At 37.5% G+C, this 15,963-nt stretch carries 17 protein-coding genes; 15 read left to right on the top strand and 2 right to left on the bottom strand.

Annotated features, from left to right (window positions below; genetic code table 11):
* Positions 1-249: 249 nt before the first annotated feature.
* The 12 genes from AC2TFD_RS20690 to AC2TFD_RS20635 all read left to right on the top strand — a co-directional run bounded on the left by AC2TFD_RS20690 (position 250) and on the right by AC2TFD_RS20635 (position 12,391).
* Positions 250-1,446: an HpcH/HpaI aldolase/citrate lyase family protein gene (locus tag AC2TFD_RS20690; RefSeq protein ID WP_335567227.1), complete on the top strand. Its 1,197-nt coding sequence runs from the start codon at positions 250-252 to the stop codon at positions 1,444-1,446.
* Positions 1,388-2,725 (top strand): phosphoribosyltransferase family protein, encoded by a 1,338-nt coding sequence (locus AC2TFD_RS20685; RefSeq protein ID WP_484673879.1) that lies wholly within the window; start codon positions 1,388-1,390, stop codon positions 2,723-2,725. The genes AC2TFD_RS20690 and AC2TFD_RS20685 overlap by 59 nt, the downstream gene beginning before the upstream one ends.
* 14 nt (positions 2,726-2,739) lie before the next feature.
* Positions 2,740-3,861, top strand: coding sequence for a cysteine protease StiP family protein (locus tag AC2TFD_RS20680; protein ID WP_484673878.1), 1,122 nt, complete (start codon positions 2,740-2,742; stop codon positions 3,859-3,861).
* The gene (locus AC2TFD_RS20675; protein ID WP_484673877.1) at positions 3,858-4,658 is read left to right on the top strand and encodes an HAD family hydrolase; all 801 of its coding nucleotides are present in this window, start codon (positions 3,858-3,860) and stop codon (positions 4,656-4,658) included. The genes AC2TFD_RS20680 and AC2TFD_RS20675 overlap by 4 nt, the downstream gene beginning before the upstream one ends.
* A 484-nt stretch (positions 4,659-5,142) precedes the next feature.
* Complete coding sequence (locus AC2TFD_RS20670) at positions 5,143-6,780, top strand: YceG family protein (protein WP_484673876.1); 1,638 nt, start codon at positions 5,143-5,145, stop codon at positions 6,778-6,780.
* A gap of 32 nt (positions 6,781-6,812) precedes the next feature.
* A complete protein-coding gene (locus AC2TFD_RS20665) occupies positions 6,813-7,886 on the top strand; it encodes a toxic anion resistance protein (protein ID WP_335567293.1) in 1,074 nt (357 codons plus the stop codon).
* A 40-nt stretch (positions 7,887-7,926) separates the two neighbouring features.
* Positions 7,927-8,553 (top strand): TerD family protein, encoded by a 627-nt coding sequence (locus AC2TFD_RS20660; protein WP_335514377.1) that lies wholly within the window; start codon positions 7,927-7,929, stop codon positions 8,551-8,553.
* Between the two features lie 60 nt (positions 8,554-8,613).
* Positions 8,614-9,192, top strand: coding sequence for a TerD family protein (locus AC2TFD_RS20655; protein WP_335514375.1), 579 nt, complete (start codon positions 8,614-8,616; stop codon positions 9,190-9,192).
* 298 nt (positions 9,193-9,490) lie between these two features.
* Positions 9,491-10,195 (top strand): anthrax toxin lethal factor-related metalloendopeptidase, encoded by a 705-nt coding sequence (locus AC2TFD_RS20650; RefSeq protein ID WP_484673875.1) that lies wholly within the window; start codon positions 9,491-9,493, stop codon positions 10,193-10,195.
* A gap of 72 nt (positions 10,196-10,267) precedes the next feature.
* On the top strand, positions 10,268-11,062 hold the full coding sequence (locus tag AC2TFD_RS20645) for a thymidylate synthase (RefSeq protein ID WP_335520378.1): 795 nt from the start codon (positions 10,268-10,270) through the stop codon (positions 11,060-11,062).
* On the top strand, positions 11,059-11,559 hold the full coding sequence (locus AC2TFD_RS20640; protein WP_484673874.1) for a dihydrofolate reductase: 501 nt from the start codon (positions 11,059-11,061) through the stop codon (positions 11,557-11,559). The genes AC2TFD_RS20645 and AC2TFD_RS20640 overlap by 4 nt, the downstream gene beginning before the upstream one ends.
* A gap of 100 nt (positions 11,560-11,659) precedes the next feature.
* On the top strand, positions 11,660-12,391 hold the full coding sequence (locus AC2TFD_RS20635; protein WP_484673873.1) for a lysophospholipid acyltransferase family protein: 732 nt from the start codon (positions 11,660-11,662) through the stop codon (positions 12,389-12,391).
* 34 nt (positions 12,392-12,425) lie between these two features.
* Here the strand turns inward: AC2TFD_RS20635 and AC2TFD_RS20630 are convergent, their stop codons facing one another.
* Entirely contained in the window at positions 12,426-12,665 is a 240-nt protein-coding gene (locus AC2TFD_RS20630) for a hypothetical protein (protein ID WP_335567218.1), read from the bottom strand.
* A gap of 310 nt (positions 12,666-12,975) precedes the next feature.
* Between AC2TFD_RS20630 and AC2TFD_RS20625 the strand changes: the two genes are divergently transcribed.
* Both AC2TFD_RS20625 and tatC read left to right on the top strand, forming a co-directional pair.
* Positions 12,976-13,170, top strand: coding sequence for a twin-arginine translocase TatA/TatE family subunit (locus tag AC2TFD_RS20625; protein ID WP_335520601.1), 195 nt, complete (start codon positions 12,976-12,978; stop codon positions 13,168-13,170).
* Between the two features lie 119 nt (positions 13,171-13,289).
* Positions 13,290-14,036 carry a twin-arginine translocase subunit TatC gene (gene tatC / locus AC2TFD_RS20620; protein ID WP_335567217.1) on the top strand — a complete coding sequence of 249 codons (747 nt, stop codon included), beginning with the start codon at positions 13,290-13,292 and terminating at the stop codon, positions 14,034-14,036.
* A 60-nt stretch (positions 14,037-14,096) separates the two neighbouring features.
* Here tatC and AC2TFD_RS20615 read toward each other — a convergent pair whose 3' ends face one another.
* Entirely contained in the window at positions 14,097-14,444 is a 348-nt protein-coding gene (locus AC2TFD_RS20615; protein ID WP_484673872.1) for a helix-turn-helix domain-containing protein, read from the bottom strand.
* Between the two features lie 357 nt (positions 14,445-14,801).
* Here AC2TFD_RS20615 and AC2TFD_RS20610 point away from each other — a divergent pair, with 357 nt between their 5' ends.
* On the top strand, positions 14,802-15,665 hold the full coding sequence (locus AC2TFD_RS20610) for a hypothetical protein (RefSeq protein ID WP_484673871.1): 864 nt from the start codon (positions 14,802-14,804) through the stop codon (positions 15,663-15,665).
* The last annotated feature ends 298 nt before the right edge of the window (positions 15,666-15,963 follow it).

Genomic DNA, 15,963 nt, shown 5'->3' with positions numbered 1-15,963 from the left:
AAATGGGGAACAGACGAGAGTCCGTCCCCATTCTTTTTTATATTAGGCTGGTTTCGTAAAGAGTAGTGTTAAAATCTTAAAGCCGATTTTAACGTGGAAATAATTATTTTACGATTAAGATTAGTTTGCTGGCCCTTTTCTTATTAATTTATGCTATTTTTTACGGAAACATAGTACAATCTATTAATTTTTTATTCCAAAAAGTACAAAGTTTAAGAAAAGAGCCTTATATTAAAGGAGTAATTTAGAATGAAATTTTTTACCTATTTTTATGAAAATGAGCTAGAATCACTATTTTTCCAAAAACCAAAGGACTTTTCAAAGTTTAGTGACCGTGAGCTTTTATCTTTTGGTCTTGGCGCTACGCTCTACATGCCTGCAACTCGTCCAAATATTCATCAAGATATTCTCTCGAAAAAGCATGAAGGATTAACATCGCTGGTGATTGACCTTGAAGATGCTGTTGGTGATATTGAACTGAAAAACGCAGAAGAATTGCTAGTTGCAGAATTATTAAAATTACATAGTGAATTTAACAAAAAATATTTAACCATAGATGATTTACCGCTCATGTTTATCCGTATTCGAAACCTAGAGCAGCTTAAACTGGTGAAAGAAAACTTAGGCAGTGCCATTCAGTTGTTAACAGGAGTGGTCCTACCGAAATTTAATGCGGAGTCAGGGGAAGAATTACTAGCTGAGGTTTTGAAGATTCATAGAGAACACAAGCCTTTTTACGCCATGCCTATATTAGAAAGTGATAAAATTATACAAAAAGAATCCAGAATGACCGAGTTAATGTCCATTAAACATCTGCTAGATCGATATAAGGATCACATTCTGAATGTCCGAATCGGGGCGACAGATTTCTGCGGGTTATATGGAATCCGCAGAAGTGTCGATACAACAGTTTATGATATTGCGGTTTTAAGAGACTGTATTGCAGATATTATTAATGTTTTTCAACGTTCTGAAAGCCCTTATGTAATCTCTGGACCAGTCTGGGAATATTTCTCTTCTAAACCGAGGATGTTTAAGCCGCAGCTAAGACAAACCCCTTTTCGTGAACGTTACGGGGATGAAGGCTTGAAATGGCGGGCTGAATTAATCGACCAAAATGTGGATGGACTAATCAGAGAGGTGTTAATGGATATCGCCAACGGGCTTACAGGGAAAACCATTATCCATCCCACCCATATCAAAGCAGTCCAGGCTCTGAATGTTGTCACATATGAGGAATACATCGATGCATGTTCAATTGTGGAATCAGCTAACGATGAAAATGGAGTTAAGAAAAGTAATTTTTCAAATAAGATGAATGAAATAAAACCTCATTTATTTTGGGCGAAAAAAATCATTTTAAAATCACAGCTTTACGGGGTGCTACATGAAGGATACACAAATATTGACCTTATCAAAAAAGACGTATACGTATACCATTCTTGATGCGATTACCTGCAACATCGAAGTAAGAGATAACCCATACCAGTTACCGCTTGAAGGACTATTTACAATGGCAGCAAGAATCAATAAAAAACGATCGTTTTTGTTTGTTAGTAAAGTTCTTGGAAAACATTTGCCCATTGATCCAAAAAAAGGCCTGCTTACGGGTGCATTACTTGCTGCTCGATTTGCAGAAAGTATCAAAGGATGGAAATACCAGGAAACAGAAAACCTAATTAGATCATTTAGGGAGAATGAGACGGAGTTTCAGAGCGCTCCTTTTATACCTAAGTCTGTTAATCCAGTTGTTATTGGATTTGCGGAGACTGCTACTGCTCTTGGTCACGCTTTTTTTGATTGCTTTGAAAATGCAGAGTATTTTCATACAACAAGGGAAGAGATTGATAGTCTAACACCGAGTATTACCTTTGAAGAGGAGCATTCTCACGCTACCTCCCATCGCTGCTATATTCCATTGAGCATGATTCAAAATGACCGTGAAATTATTCTGGTGGATGATGAAATGACCACGGGGAAAACGGCCATCAATATTATTGAATCTATCCATGCCCAGTTCCCAAGGAAGGAATATACTGTAGTATCGATATTGGATTGGCGTTCAGAGGCAAACATACAACGGTATAGTCAATTAGAAAAATCACTCGGGATAAAGATAAACGTTGTAAGCTTAATTGGCGGTAACGTTCAAGTAAACGAATTTAGTAAACTTGAAGTTCACGAAAATCATGAGGCATGCTTAAATACGAAAAAACCATGTATTGAAATTCTATCACTATCTGCCTTTTTTAAGAGTGCAAATGTCGCTGCAAATAATCAGACTCCTCTAATTCAGGAGACCGGACGCTTTGGTATAGACAGCAGAGCGAACCTCGACCTTCATCAGAAAATTCATGATGCAGCAGTTGTATTAAGGCAGCACAGAAACGGTACGAAAACGCTTTGTTTGGGAACCGGAGAATTTATGTATATCCCAATGAAATTGGCGGCGGAAATGGGCAGAAATGTCTTCTATCAATCTAGTACAAGAAGTCCAATCTTTCCTAAGGATGTTGAAGGCTATGGTGCAAGACAGCGAATAAGTTTTCCTAATCCAGAGGACCAGGATATTGCTCATTTCGTTTATAATATTCCTCCTTTTGAATACGATGAACTTTTTGTTTTTATTGAAAGAGAAGTACCTGAAGGAAACCTTCAGCCATTCTTAAAACAAGTAGAAAAATTACAGATTAAGTCGATAAAAATCGTCTTTTTCTCGCATTAAACAGGGGTGAAAGAATGTCGATAATAACCAATCAGCCAGCTAAAATGGGAAGCTATTCGGAAGAAGATGTTCTTTTTCTATTAAAGGATTTAAGTCATATTGAATTGGAAGATTCAACGATTAACCGCGAAATTAAAGTTCAATCAGGTCAGCATTACAGTGAATCTCTGCCGATTGAATACCAGCCTCCAAAAGAATATGTAGATTTGTTTTGGCAATCGGCCTCGGAATATAAGCGAAAGGTAGCTCTCTGTGTCGGAATAGTGGCGGAGCAGATCTATCAAGCTAAGGGTAGCCAAGCGATACTTGTATCACTTGCCAGAGCTGGCACACCTGTTGGAATTCTAATAAAAAGATATATTAAATTACGTTATGGCATCTCTTTGCCACATTATAGTGTTTCGATCATCCGGGATCGGGGCATTGATGAAAATGCACTTCACTATATTCTCTCAAAACATCCAGAAGGAAGTATTCAGTTTGTGGATGGCTGGACAGGAAAAGGGGCCATTTCAATTGAATTAACAAAGGCTTGCAATCTATATGAAAAAAACTATCAAGTAAAGCTTGATGACACCCTTGCGGTGATTGCTGACCCGGGCCATTGCACAAGCCTTTTTGGAACGAGAGAAGATTTCCTCATTCCAAGTGCTTGTTTAAATTCAACTGTTTCAGGTCTGGTAAGCCGTACTGTTTTAAATGAGCAGTACATTGGTAAAAACGATTTTCATGGGGCTAAATATTACCGAGAGCTGCTGGCTAGTGATGTATCCAATGATTATATTGATTTGATTACGACTGAATATCCAGCCATTATCCATGAAGCGGAGAATATTGCGTTACAGCGAAAACATCAGGATATTAAAAATGCATTCTTGGGTATGCAGGATGTGAAGCAGATTCAAGTTGAATTTGGAATTGATAATACGAATTACATCAAACCAGGTGTCGGCGAAACAACAAGAGTTCTACTCCGGCGCATCCCATGGAAAATACTTATGCGTGATCCTGCTAGTCCTTATGTAAAACATATTCTGATGCTAGCAGCAGAAAAAAGCGTTGAGGTGGAAGCCTATCCGGAGATGAATTATTTATGTATGGGTTTAATAAAAAGCTTTAAGGGGACTAGTAAATGATAACAGCATCAGATCTTGACCGAACTCTTATGTATTCTAATCGGGCGCTAGAAGAATTCGGAAGACCGGAGGATAAAGCGTTAAAACCGGTTGAAATGCATAGAGGAAACTGGACAGGCTATATGACAGAAGCTTCCTTTTCCATGTTAAAAGAAATCAACAAGCATAGTTTGTTTATCCCTGTCACAACAAGAACGACTGAGCAATTTAAGAGATTTGTGATTTTTGAAAAAGAAATACCTTTAACCTATGCGGTGACCACAAATGGAGCACATGTTTTATATAATGGAGAGCCATTAAAGGACTGGTCTGAACAATTATACATTCAATTAAAGAATGGATGTTCACCTGAGGAAGAGCTGCAGTCTGCCTTGAAAAAGTCAGGTATCTATTTAGATGGGGAAAGAAAGCAGGCGGAGAAATTATTTTTTTACTATCTATTAAATTGCCTTCCGCCCCCATCAGAACTTTTGGAAATTCGTGAACTTACAGCAGCATATGGCTGGAAAATGAGCCTGCAAGGAAGAAAACTTTACTTTATCCCTAATGCAATTAGCAAAGGAAAGGCATTAGAATTTATTTGTAATCGAGAAGGAAAGGAAGCATTGGCAGGTGCTGGGGATTCTGTTTTAGATTGGGATTTCCTAAAAGACTGCACCTATCGTTTTGTCCCAAGTCACGGAGAACTGCTAAAAGTCAGGGGATCAGGTGGTATATCACTTACCGACCAGTGCGGCGTTGCTGCCGGAGAAGAAATTCTCCAGCAATTTCTGAATGTATTAGCACTTAAAATCTAACCATTTTTTAAATAAGGATAGAAGAAAAATATATAGATTGAATAGAATACAGCAAAAGAAGTACAAAAAAAGAATATAGACATACCAACCGTGACGAGAACGGGAGAAAGTAACAGTGTAAAAAGTAAGCATAACCAGAATAAATCGATTATAACGAAGGTTTTCGAGAGCATTAAATCCATCATTAAATTTAATTCCTCGCTTACTTCATCTATTCTTGGCCGCCTGTATAAAAACCTCATGAAGTCACCTACTTATCTGTCAGTACTTAAATCATATGTAAGGACAAGGAAAAAGGTGAAAAATGAGGAATGTACCTATTCGGAATTAAATAAACCGCTTTTTTCCAAAAACGAAACATTTTGTGATTACGTCCGTATAAACAATGAACCAATTAATTAACTGTGATATGATGGTAAAGAACACCCTTACATAATTTTACTGTAACAAAAAATCTTTCGCTTTTTTGAGGGAAGGGATATGAATGAATTTACCATACAACCAAATGAATGTCCGACCTTTATCCCTTTCATTTGAAAATTGGCTTGATACGCTGAAAATGCCCCTGTCAGAACGGCCAGAATTTTCATTTGACAAGGGAAGTATTCAGATTGGGCAAGTAGTGGGGAAATTTCTTGGAATTCCGATTGATAGTGATGAGTATTATAATCAGCTTTTTGATTATGTCACGTCGCCTGAACCAGGGTTAGTGTTATTAAGTGAGGAATCATTAAATAAAAACATTGATAATCATCACTTTCAATCGATTCAAAAGGTACTGAATATCAGCCAGGAACAGAAGCTTTCAATCAATCGGTTCACCGCTTTTCTCGACGGTGAACAGCTATTGTATAAGTCAAAAATCCCAGCCATCCATCGAAAAATCAGGGAAGCGATGATCAGTACGCTTGAACTCTTTACGCACCGTGAAAAGGATGGTTTAAAAAATCATGAACTAAGAAGGGTTCTAGTCGACGTGATAAAATGGTCGATGAACCATTTGAATCCTTTATTAGAGGAGATTGATTTGCAAAAGGGAATGCCGAAATTTTTATGGTATGGCGATATGAAAAGAAGTCAGTCTTATTTTGTATATTTTTTAATTAAGATGGGCTGCGATCTAGTGATTTTTCATCCTGAGGCCAAGGATGGTTTAGCTGGATTTCTTGACGAAGAAATCTTTACCCATCATTATCCAAACAAACAACCTGCAGAACCTTTTCCAAAAGAGAGAAGAAATCGCCAAACGACTGTCGCATACCGGGCATCCAGAGAGATAGAGAATATTCTCCATCAGGAAGGTGCAGGTTTATATAAACCGTGGCAGCTAAGGGATTACACACCTTCTTCCATTACTCTGAAAACCACTTATGATGAGTTATTTATTCTTGGGAAAGAAATCGCCATGGTGCGGCCAGGTTTTGAGGTTGAGAATGGACAGGTTAAGATTCCTTCACTCTTTGCGAAAATCCAGGGAGTAAGTAAAAATCGAAAAGAGTATTGGGATCGAATTCAAAGCCTCGCAGAATTCGATCATACCCTGTTGATTCGCCAACTGCCCTTTACATGGTCAAGCTCTAACGATTTTCGCTTTCACTATCGTAACGCTCTAGGCAGGGATGGATTATTGAATCCAGAAATGATGATGCAGGCGCACTATTGGCCGTATTCCCTTCTGCCGACTGGGTTGCAAAAAGGGATTGCCAATGCGATTCGACGAATTTGTGAGAAACCAGGTTTAAAGCCATTGCTAGGGGAAAATATGGAAGAGGTAAGCATCTTTTTATTTAGTCAGGCGATGTTTACACCAAAAGATGTCATCCAATTAATGGAAAAATTTGATTACTCCCAGCATGTACCGAAGTTAATCATTTATAACAATGAATGCCGCGGTATGCTGTCGAGAACGGATGCAGCGCTTCTCCTGCTTCTAAATCAATTTGGGATTGATATTATTATCTATAACCCACCAGGCCATAATGATATTGAAAATTTCCTTCATGATCGTTTATTTGATACCCACTGGCTGGAGGATGTAGTATTTGAATTAGAATATAAAGAACCTTTTAAGCTGAAGAAAGGGTTCTTCCAAGGAATTCTAAGAAATTTAAGGGGAGATTAAGCATGAATCTACAAAAACAGTCTGCCGACTTAATGACAGCAACTACAGAAGATACACTTAATGAAGCAAAGATTTCAGACATTAAGCTTGCCCTTCGGAAGGAAACAGAAGTTCAGAATTTGGCCAGGTCAATTGACGAAAGAGACCAAATAAAAATCTTGGAGTTCGGGAAAGAGCCTGCTGTTCAAATCTCTCGTTTCTCTGATCAAATCTTAGGGAATATGAGAACCACAAAAGTCGAAGATTCAGGCGAGCTGCTTAAACAGCTTACCAAAATCATGGATAAGTTTGACCCAAAGGATTTTCAAAAAACTTCACCTGGATTTTTCGGCAAGCTCTTTAAAAAGGGTGAAAAAATGATTGAAAAGGTATTTGGCAAATACCAGACTATGGGTTCTGAAATCGATAAGGTTTACGTAGAAATATCCAAGTATCAGCATGAAATGGTCGATTCAACGAAAATGCTCGAGAATATGTACGAGCAAAATTATCAATACTATATGACGCTGGAAAAATATGTAGTGGCAGGCGAAATGAAGGTAGAAGAACTTAAAAACAATCAGTTGCCACAGCTGGAAGCCCGGGTTGCCGCAGGTGACCAGATTGCTTCCATGCAATTGGATACCTTGAAAAATTCAATTGAAGCTTTAGAGCAGCGTATCTATGACCTTGAAATGGCAAAGATGGTATCATTGCAGACGGCTCCGCAAATTCGCTTGCTACAGCGAGGAAACACAAAGCTGATTGGAAAAATTAATTCAGCTTTCGTAACAACGATTCCAATTTTTAAAAATGGCCTCATTCAAGCTGTCGCTGCGAAAAGGCAGAAGCTTGTGGCTGACTCCATGAGTGAGCTTGATCGCCGGACCAACGAAATGCTGTTGAAGAATGCGTCAAACATTTCAAAACAAAGCACAGACATTGCAAGGCTCGCAGGTGGTCCAAGTATTAAAATTGAGACGATTGAAGAATCCTGGAACATTATTATTAAAGGTATGCAGGAAACAAGAGCCATTGAAGAAGAAAACAAACGCTTGCGTGTTGAGGGTACAAAGCGCTTAGAGCAGCTGCAGGATAACTTTAAAAAGTTGAAACAACAATACTAATTGATTGTTACTATAAAATTTATTTTATGAGGTGAATGTTATGGCTATTAGCTTACAAAAAGGTCAAAGAGTAGATTTAACAAAAGGAAATCCAGGACTTTCTAAAATCTTGGTAGGATTAGGCTGGGATCCTGTTCAAGCCGGTAAGAGTGGAGGCGGCGGTCTCTTCGGCGGTTTATTTGGCGGCGGCGGAGCAGGCGGAGGTGCCAACGTAGACTGTGATGCGTCGGTCATTATGCTTGGTGCGAACGATAAGATTCAAAACAATAAAGATGTCATATATTTTGGGAATTTACGGAGCGCTGACGGAAGCGTTCAGCACTCAGGGGACAACCTTACGGGCGATGGAGACGGTGACGATGAGCAAGTAATGATTGATTTAAGCCGCGTTCCTGCAAGCGTTCAAAAGCTTGTATTTGTCGTTAACATCTATGATTGTGTAAAAAGAAAGCAGCACTTCGGCATGATCCGTAATGCCTTTATTCGAGTGGTAAATCCTTCTAACAATAATGAATTAATTCGTTATAATTTATCGGATGATTATAGCGGACAAACATCATTAGTAGTTGGCGAAATTTATCGTCATAACACTGAATGGAAGTTCGCTGCTGTAGGAACTGGTACAACAGCAGCCAGCTTAAGTGAAGTAGTTCGTTCTTATTCTTAATTATTGGGGAACAGGCTTTGCTTGTTCCTTCTACTATTACGTTCTAAAGAGGTGAGATAGTTGGGTATCAATTTATCTAAGGGACAAAGAATTGATTTAACGAAAACCAACCCAGGATTAACAAAGGCTGTTATTGGTCTTGGCTGGGATACAAACCGCTATTCTGGTGGACACGACTTCGATCTAGACGCATCTGCGTTTTTAACAGATGCAAATGGCCGGGTTACCCAGGATTTAGATTTTATTTTTTATAATAATTTAGCTCATACCTCTGGCGGAGTCGAGCATACAGGAGATAACCGCACGGGTGAGGGTGACGGGGATGACGAACAAATCAAAATTGATTTCAGCAAGGTTCCTTCCCATGTCCACCGAATTGCCATTGCGGTCACGATTCACGATGCGGATGCACGTAACCAAAATTTTGGACAAGTCACCAATGCCTTTGCCCGGTTGTTTGACGAAGAAACCAATCGCGAAATTCTCCGCTTCGACCTTGGAGAGGACTTTTCTGTAGAAACTGCGGTCGTCATTTGTGAGTTATATCGTCACAACGCTGAATGGAAATTTAACGCTATTGGCAGCGGGTTTTCAGGTGGATTGGCCGCGCTATGCCGAAATTATGGATTAGAAGTATAAAGTTTTAAAGGAAAGCTGCCGAGCTGGCGGCTTTTCTTTGCGTTTTCGGGAGTTTCACAATGAAAATATGTTTATTGGAAAATATATCTGCGTTTATTTGATTTTATCTGCGATAAATCAAATATGTCTGCGATAATCGAAATATATCTGCGTTTCTGGGAATATATCTGCGAGACCCAATTTTGCCTTCAAAAAACAGTAATTTCCCCGAACTTATGCCATATATTTACCAAGTCTTTCGTCACATCTATCATGTTATAATTCTAGTAAGTATACAAAATACTAGGAGGATGATAACATGCGTAAATGGGTCGTTTCCTCCATCATTGCCGGTTTATTTCTGTCGATGATTACCACCTCACAAGCTTCATTTGACAGTATCATGTTAGGTGATTATCCAAGAAACTCTGAACTTTTTAAATTTATAAATACACAATCTTCCCTCGACCAACTAGATCAAATGATTGAATTACCAAAAACCCTTTTTGATGAAAAAGACGCTGCAGTAATCATTAATCGGATTGGCAATCTGCCAGAAGCTCTTTTAGAAAAGAGTAACAATCAAGGCATTATTATTAAACTTTTCACAGGAAAATTAACGGATAACCGAACTGCTCGCTATTTAGCGGGGCAAATACCTAGAGGCTATCATTCACAAACTACGTGGGATGAGGTGCCGGGAATTGGCGGCTCGCAAGTAGTTTTGGTGAAAATTGGCCACAGTGATAAAGGCAACGGGCACGGATCCGTAAACTTAGAACTTCATGAGTTTGCCCATTCGATTGATCATCTTGTCTATGAAAATATAAGTAAAGGGAAAGAATTTCAGTTGATTTGGGAAGAGGAGCGCGGGATCTTGTTCCCTGGTAACCCATATTTTATTCTGCATGTAGAAGAGTACTATGCTGAAACTTTTGCGATGTATTTCTTAAATGATGAGACAAAAAAACAATTACAAAATCTCGCTCCTAAAACTTATCAATTTTTTCAAAATCTTCACTAATGCTCTAATTATGGTAAAATGTAAGGTTTATGATAAAATGAATAACATATGTCAGACAAGGGAGTGTCGGTTTTGAAGCAGTATTTAGAACTATGTGAGCATGTTTTGAAAAATGGCCATGAAAAAGGAGATCGGACCGGAACGGGGACCATCAGTACTTTTGGTTATCAAATGCGATTTAATTTACAAGAGGGCTTCCCCTTATTAACGACTAAAAAATTACACTTAAAATCAATTATTTATGAATTGCTTTGGTTTTTAAATGGAGATACAAATGTACGGTATTTGCAGGAAAATGGCGTGCGAATTTGGAATGAATGGGCGGATGAAAATGGCGAATTGGGCCCAGTATATGGACATCAATGGCGCTCATGGACCGGTGCGGATGGAACGACAGTCGACCAAATCAGTGAGTTAATTCATCAAATCAAGACCAATCCTAACTCGAGAAGACTGATTGTGAATGCTTGGAATGTAGCAGAGATCGATAAAATGGCGTTAGCTCCGTGTCATTGCTTATTTCAATTTTACGTGGTAGATGGCAAATTATCTTGTCAGTTGTATCAACGTTCAGCAGATGTCTTTCTTGGCGTACCGTTCAACATTGCATCTTACGCTATGTTGACCATGATGATCGCTCAGGTATGTGATCTAGAACCTGGTGAATTTGTTCACTCATTTGGTGATGTGCATATCTATCAAAACCATTTAGAGCAAGTGAAAATGCAAATGGACAGGGAGCCTCGACCATTACCGAAATTAAAGATTAATCCAAATGTGAAGGATATTTACTCGTTTGAATTTGAAGATTTCGTATTAGAAGGATATGACCCACATCCACATATTAAAGGAGTCGTTTCTGTATGATATCCTTTATTGTTGCCATGGATGAAAACCGAGTCATTGGCAAGGACAACCAGTTGCCTTGGCACTTACCGGAGGATTTAAAGTTTTTCAAACGAACAACGATGGGGCACCCGATTGCCATGGGCAGGAAAACGCATGAATCTATCGGTCGTGAGCTTCCAGGCAGAGAAAATATTGTGATTACTCGGCAATTAGATTATAAAAGCAACGATGTAACAATATTCTACTCTATGGAGGAATTTGTAGAATATTGCAAAAATCAAGAAGATGAGATCTTCGTAATTGGCGGCGCTGAAATCTTTAAAGAAACGTTTCCGTTTGCAGACCGTTTATATATTACACATATTTCAGAAGAATTTGAGGGAGATACTTACTTCCCCGAGTTTAATGAACGAGATTGGAAGCTTGTTTCCAGTGAAAAAGGGATTAAGGACGAGAAAAATCCTTATAAGTATGAATTTAGAATTTACGATCGTATCGTGAAAGGCAGCCAATAATGTGCTGTCTTTTTTATGATGCAAGAAAATTCACTAAATAACCTAAACAAATTTCTTCCTTTTACTTTATACTATCTTATAACATAAAAAGGGGGCAGCTATGTTTAGGCATATTACATGTTTTATGTACTTGAGCGGTTATTTGATTTACAGCATCCCGACGCTGGCAAAATTAAAGAGGCTGAGTAAAGATCTGCCAGTTCACGAACGGGATAAAATAGCGATTGAATATCCGAAAAGATTTTCGAAAACATTTATGAAACTAACAGGTTCAAAAGTAACCGTTAATGGTTTGGACATTATTCCAGAGGGACCTGTTGTTTTTATTGCGAATCATGAAAGTGATATTGATATCCCCGTCTTGCTGTCAGCCATTGATAAACCATTCGGTTTTGTTTCAAAAATTGAAATGAAGAAGGTACCGATTATTTCATCGTGGCTTAAGGCGATTAATTGTATTCTAGTTGATCGAAAAGACACTCAACAAGCTCTTAACAGCATGCGGGATGGTGTTACATTACTCAAAGAAGGTCATTCTCTCGTTATTTTCCCAGAAGGAAAGAGAAGTAAAGGAGGACCTGTGCATCCCTTTAAAGTGGGTGGTATTCGACTTGCACAAGATGCAGGTGTGCCCATCATTCCAATTTCAATCAAAGGAACAGCCGATGTGTTTGAAAAGAATGGGAGGATCATAAAACCTGCAGAAATAACAGTAACAATCGGACGCCATATTGATCCCAATGTTCATTTTCAGAAAGATTATAATGAAATAACCGAAGAAGTCCGCCAAATTATTATCGCGAATCGAGATGGTCGGGGGATCGCATCATAGAAAAGAAGCATCGACACCGATGCTTCTTTCCTTTTTAAAAATAGACGCCATTTAATTCGTAATCAGCTAGTTTATCAAGCATTCCTTTGAATTCGTCTGGATGGCAGAAGTCCTCCTCATGGAAGTGTGCTTTCACCCATTGAATTAATTCGGCAGGGCTATTAAAGTATTCCCCACTGCTGTCACTCTTGCGAATCATATACCTCCCATTATCCTCGTCGATGGTGACTTCAACTGGGAGGGCACCATCAAAACTGCTGAGTGAAAATTCCATCTTCATCACATCCATTCTTTATAGATATCCAATAGTATATGTTTCCGTTGATAAAATTATAAACGGTAAAACGCACAATTGTCAAAATATTTACTCAATTTAAAGTTAGATTATTCATTGACTTAAGAAGCCGTTCTTGGTAAATTGTTAAGAGTAAATAGTAGAGAAATAAATGCGTAAAGTCACTTCTAGGTAATATTTCTTAGATAATGTGAAATTAATATGAATTTTCGCGAATAATTTACTCAAAACGGTATATCAATACTATAATCGTAGTAGAAAGATAATTAACCCAAAGGGGATGTAAACCATGTTCTCAAATATTGGAATACCAGGATTAATCCTTATTTTAACATTAGCTCTTATCATTTTTGGCCCAAAGAAGCTGCCTGAAATCGGCCGTGCCTTCGGACAAACATTGAAGGAATTCAAGAAATCAACACGTGAATTAACCGATGATGTAATGAAGGACATCGATGATGAAAAGCAAAAATTGACTAAATAAGGGTGTAAGATCCATTCTTGCACCTTTTTTTCTTCATTTTTCTTTTAAACTATAACAATGATGATAATCGTGTTTATGAAAAAATCATATTCAACCTTTGAAATTGGCAGGGGAATTACATGGAAGATAAAGAATTACAATTAGTGGATCACTTAGATGAATTGCGCAAACGGATTATTATCTCAGCGATAGCATTTGTTGTTTTTTTCATTGTTGGCTTTATTTATGTGACCGATATATACGATTGGTTAGTTCGTGACCTTGAAGTGAAGTTAATCGTGCTTGGACCAAGCGATATTATTTGGGTTTACTTTATGATTGCAACGATCATCGCAATTGCAGGCACCATTCCAGTGCTGGCAAGCCAAATATGGTTGTTTGTGAAGCCGGCACTTAAACCGCTTGAAAGAAGAATAACCCTTTCTTACATTCCGGCATTGTTTATTTTGTTTATTGTGGGACTGGCATTTGGATATTTTATTATCTTCCCAATGGTACTTGAGTTTTTAGTAAAAATGGGAGCAGATATGTTTGTAACGAACTTTACAGCAGATCGATACTTCCGCTTTATTATGAACATGACTCTTCCGTTTGGCGTTCTGTTTGAGTTACCAGCGGTAGTAATGTTCCTAACTTCCCTTGGGATTATTAATCCATTTGTTTTAGCTAAAATTCGTAAATACGCATATTTTGTTTTAATCTTAATTGCGATTGTTATTACACCACCGGATTTCATGTCAGATTTTGTTGTAACGCTGCCATTGTTATTGCTATATGAAATCTCTATAAATTTATCAAAGATTGTACACAAGAAACGAATGAAAAAGCTTGCGGAACAAGAAGCAGAATTTGCAGAAGAAGCATAAATAAAACACAAGAATATGTTTTAAAAAGCCCTCATTCTAACAACCGAATGAGGGCTATATTTATGACTGATTTTTTTCACTCATCCATTCCTGGAATTTTATGTACTTACGGTACTCATGAAAATCTTCTTTCTTTAAGCCATCCTCTATCGCCTGGCGAATCAATACTTTCCATTCCTCATCTAATTCATTATCCTTAACTTTTTGTGATATTGTTTCTTGTAAAAGATAATCAATACTTGTCTCTAATGGCTTAGACACTTTTGCTAGAAATTGAAGAGAGGGATTGGACTGTAAACCTCTCTCAAGCTGGCTCAAGTAAGATTTCGAAACATCAGCTAACCGACCTAATTCCGTTATTGAGTAACCCTTTTCTTGCCTTAGTCTTTTAATCTTCTTTCCTATCATATCACCTTCATCTCCTAATTTAGAAAAAGTCTCAGTTTAATTATACATTATAAAGAACAATAAGTTCTATATAAAATCCAAAAAGACGAGATATCATGTGAAAAACAAAGGAAAATAGCGATATCTTGTTCTTGATAAAGAATTTGAGCCTTTTCATAAGTTTTCAATATTGTTAATTTGTTTTATACTGGCTCTGTGTATTCTTTTTAAAGAATGAATTAAAATATGCAGGATACTATTAAGTAAATTTTTAATTCAGAATGAAAAGGGGGAAGATTAACTCTTATAGACAAGGAATCCTATTAAATGATCATCTAACCTCAATTCATAAAAAATTAGATACGGAGAGGGATTGGTATGAAAAAAAATAAATATATATTGATTAGTGCAATGATTATTTCCTCTATTCTACTCTTACTTTCTTTAAGTCAGGTCAGTAATACAAAAGCTGATGAATCAGAATATATGGTTGATATTTCAACGAATCCTTCTGAGATTTTATTTAATGTAGGGAATATGAAACCTGGTGATTGGGCTACCTCGGTCTTAGAGGTAAACAATAAAGGAAACCTTGATTTCAACTTCTCTGTTAATTCACATCAGGAATCCGGAGATTTATATTTGTATAATCAGTTTTTTCTAAGAGTTTCAGATAATGAGGGGACTCTATATGAGGGAAAGTTAAAAGATTTTGTGAATTTTCCTTTAGGGACGTTAGAAGCTGGAGTAAGTAATCCGTTAAAACTTATGGTAGAGCTCCCTTATGAAACAGGAAATGAAGCACAAGGAAAATCAACTTCATTTGTATTTGATTTTAATGCTGTTGGTCACGAAGAACAGATACCAATTGACGGACAATGCTTCGAACCACCTTTTAGTAATCGTAATTTTTCCCTGCAGCCAAAATCAACCGTCCCTATTAAGTTTCACCTAAGAGATTCGGAGGGGGATCTGGAAAAAGAACTTTCACAAAAAGTAAGATTAGAAGTGACGGGTCCTTCTCCTAATGGAGGCAACATTAAGTATGTATTTACACAAAAAAATGGAGAATTGGATTTTCAGAAAGTTGATCCACCACACTACCATGCACAGTTTTCACCATTTGATTACCCAGTAGTTGTGGGGCAATGGTATACGGCGACAGTCTATGTAAATGACAAGGAATATTGTAATAGGATTTTTCAAGTATTAGAGCAGGGTAACCGTTCAAATGCAAAATAAATGGGATTAATATGCTGAAGGCCTTGGAAAAGTTCAAGGTCTTTTTTTGTTTGTTAAATAACTTAACAAACTTTCCCTTCTTTCACCATACCAACTTAGCGAACAAAAAACCCTTTCCCAACATTAAAACACGACTACTTTAAAGGATAATATAAAGAACGAAAAATTCTTAATAAAATACAAAAAGATGAGAAAACGAGAGGAATAACGAGATATAATGAAAAAAATGTTCTTTATTGAGAAAATACCGGCGTTTTTGAGGTTTTTCAAGTTCGTTATTATGCCCTATACTCAACTT

This window comes from Neobacillus sp. plas4, from assembly GCF_057221695.1.
Note: the sequence above shows the minus strand (reverse complement) of the source record. Positions and strands in the feature narration are given on the sequence as shown.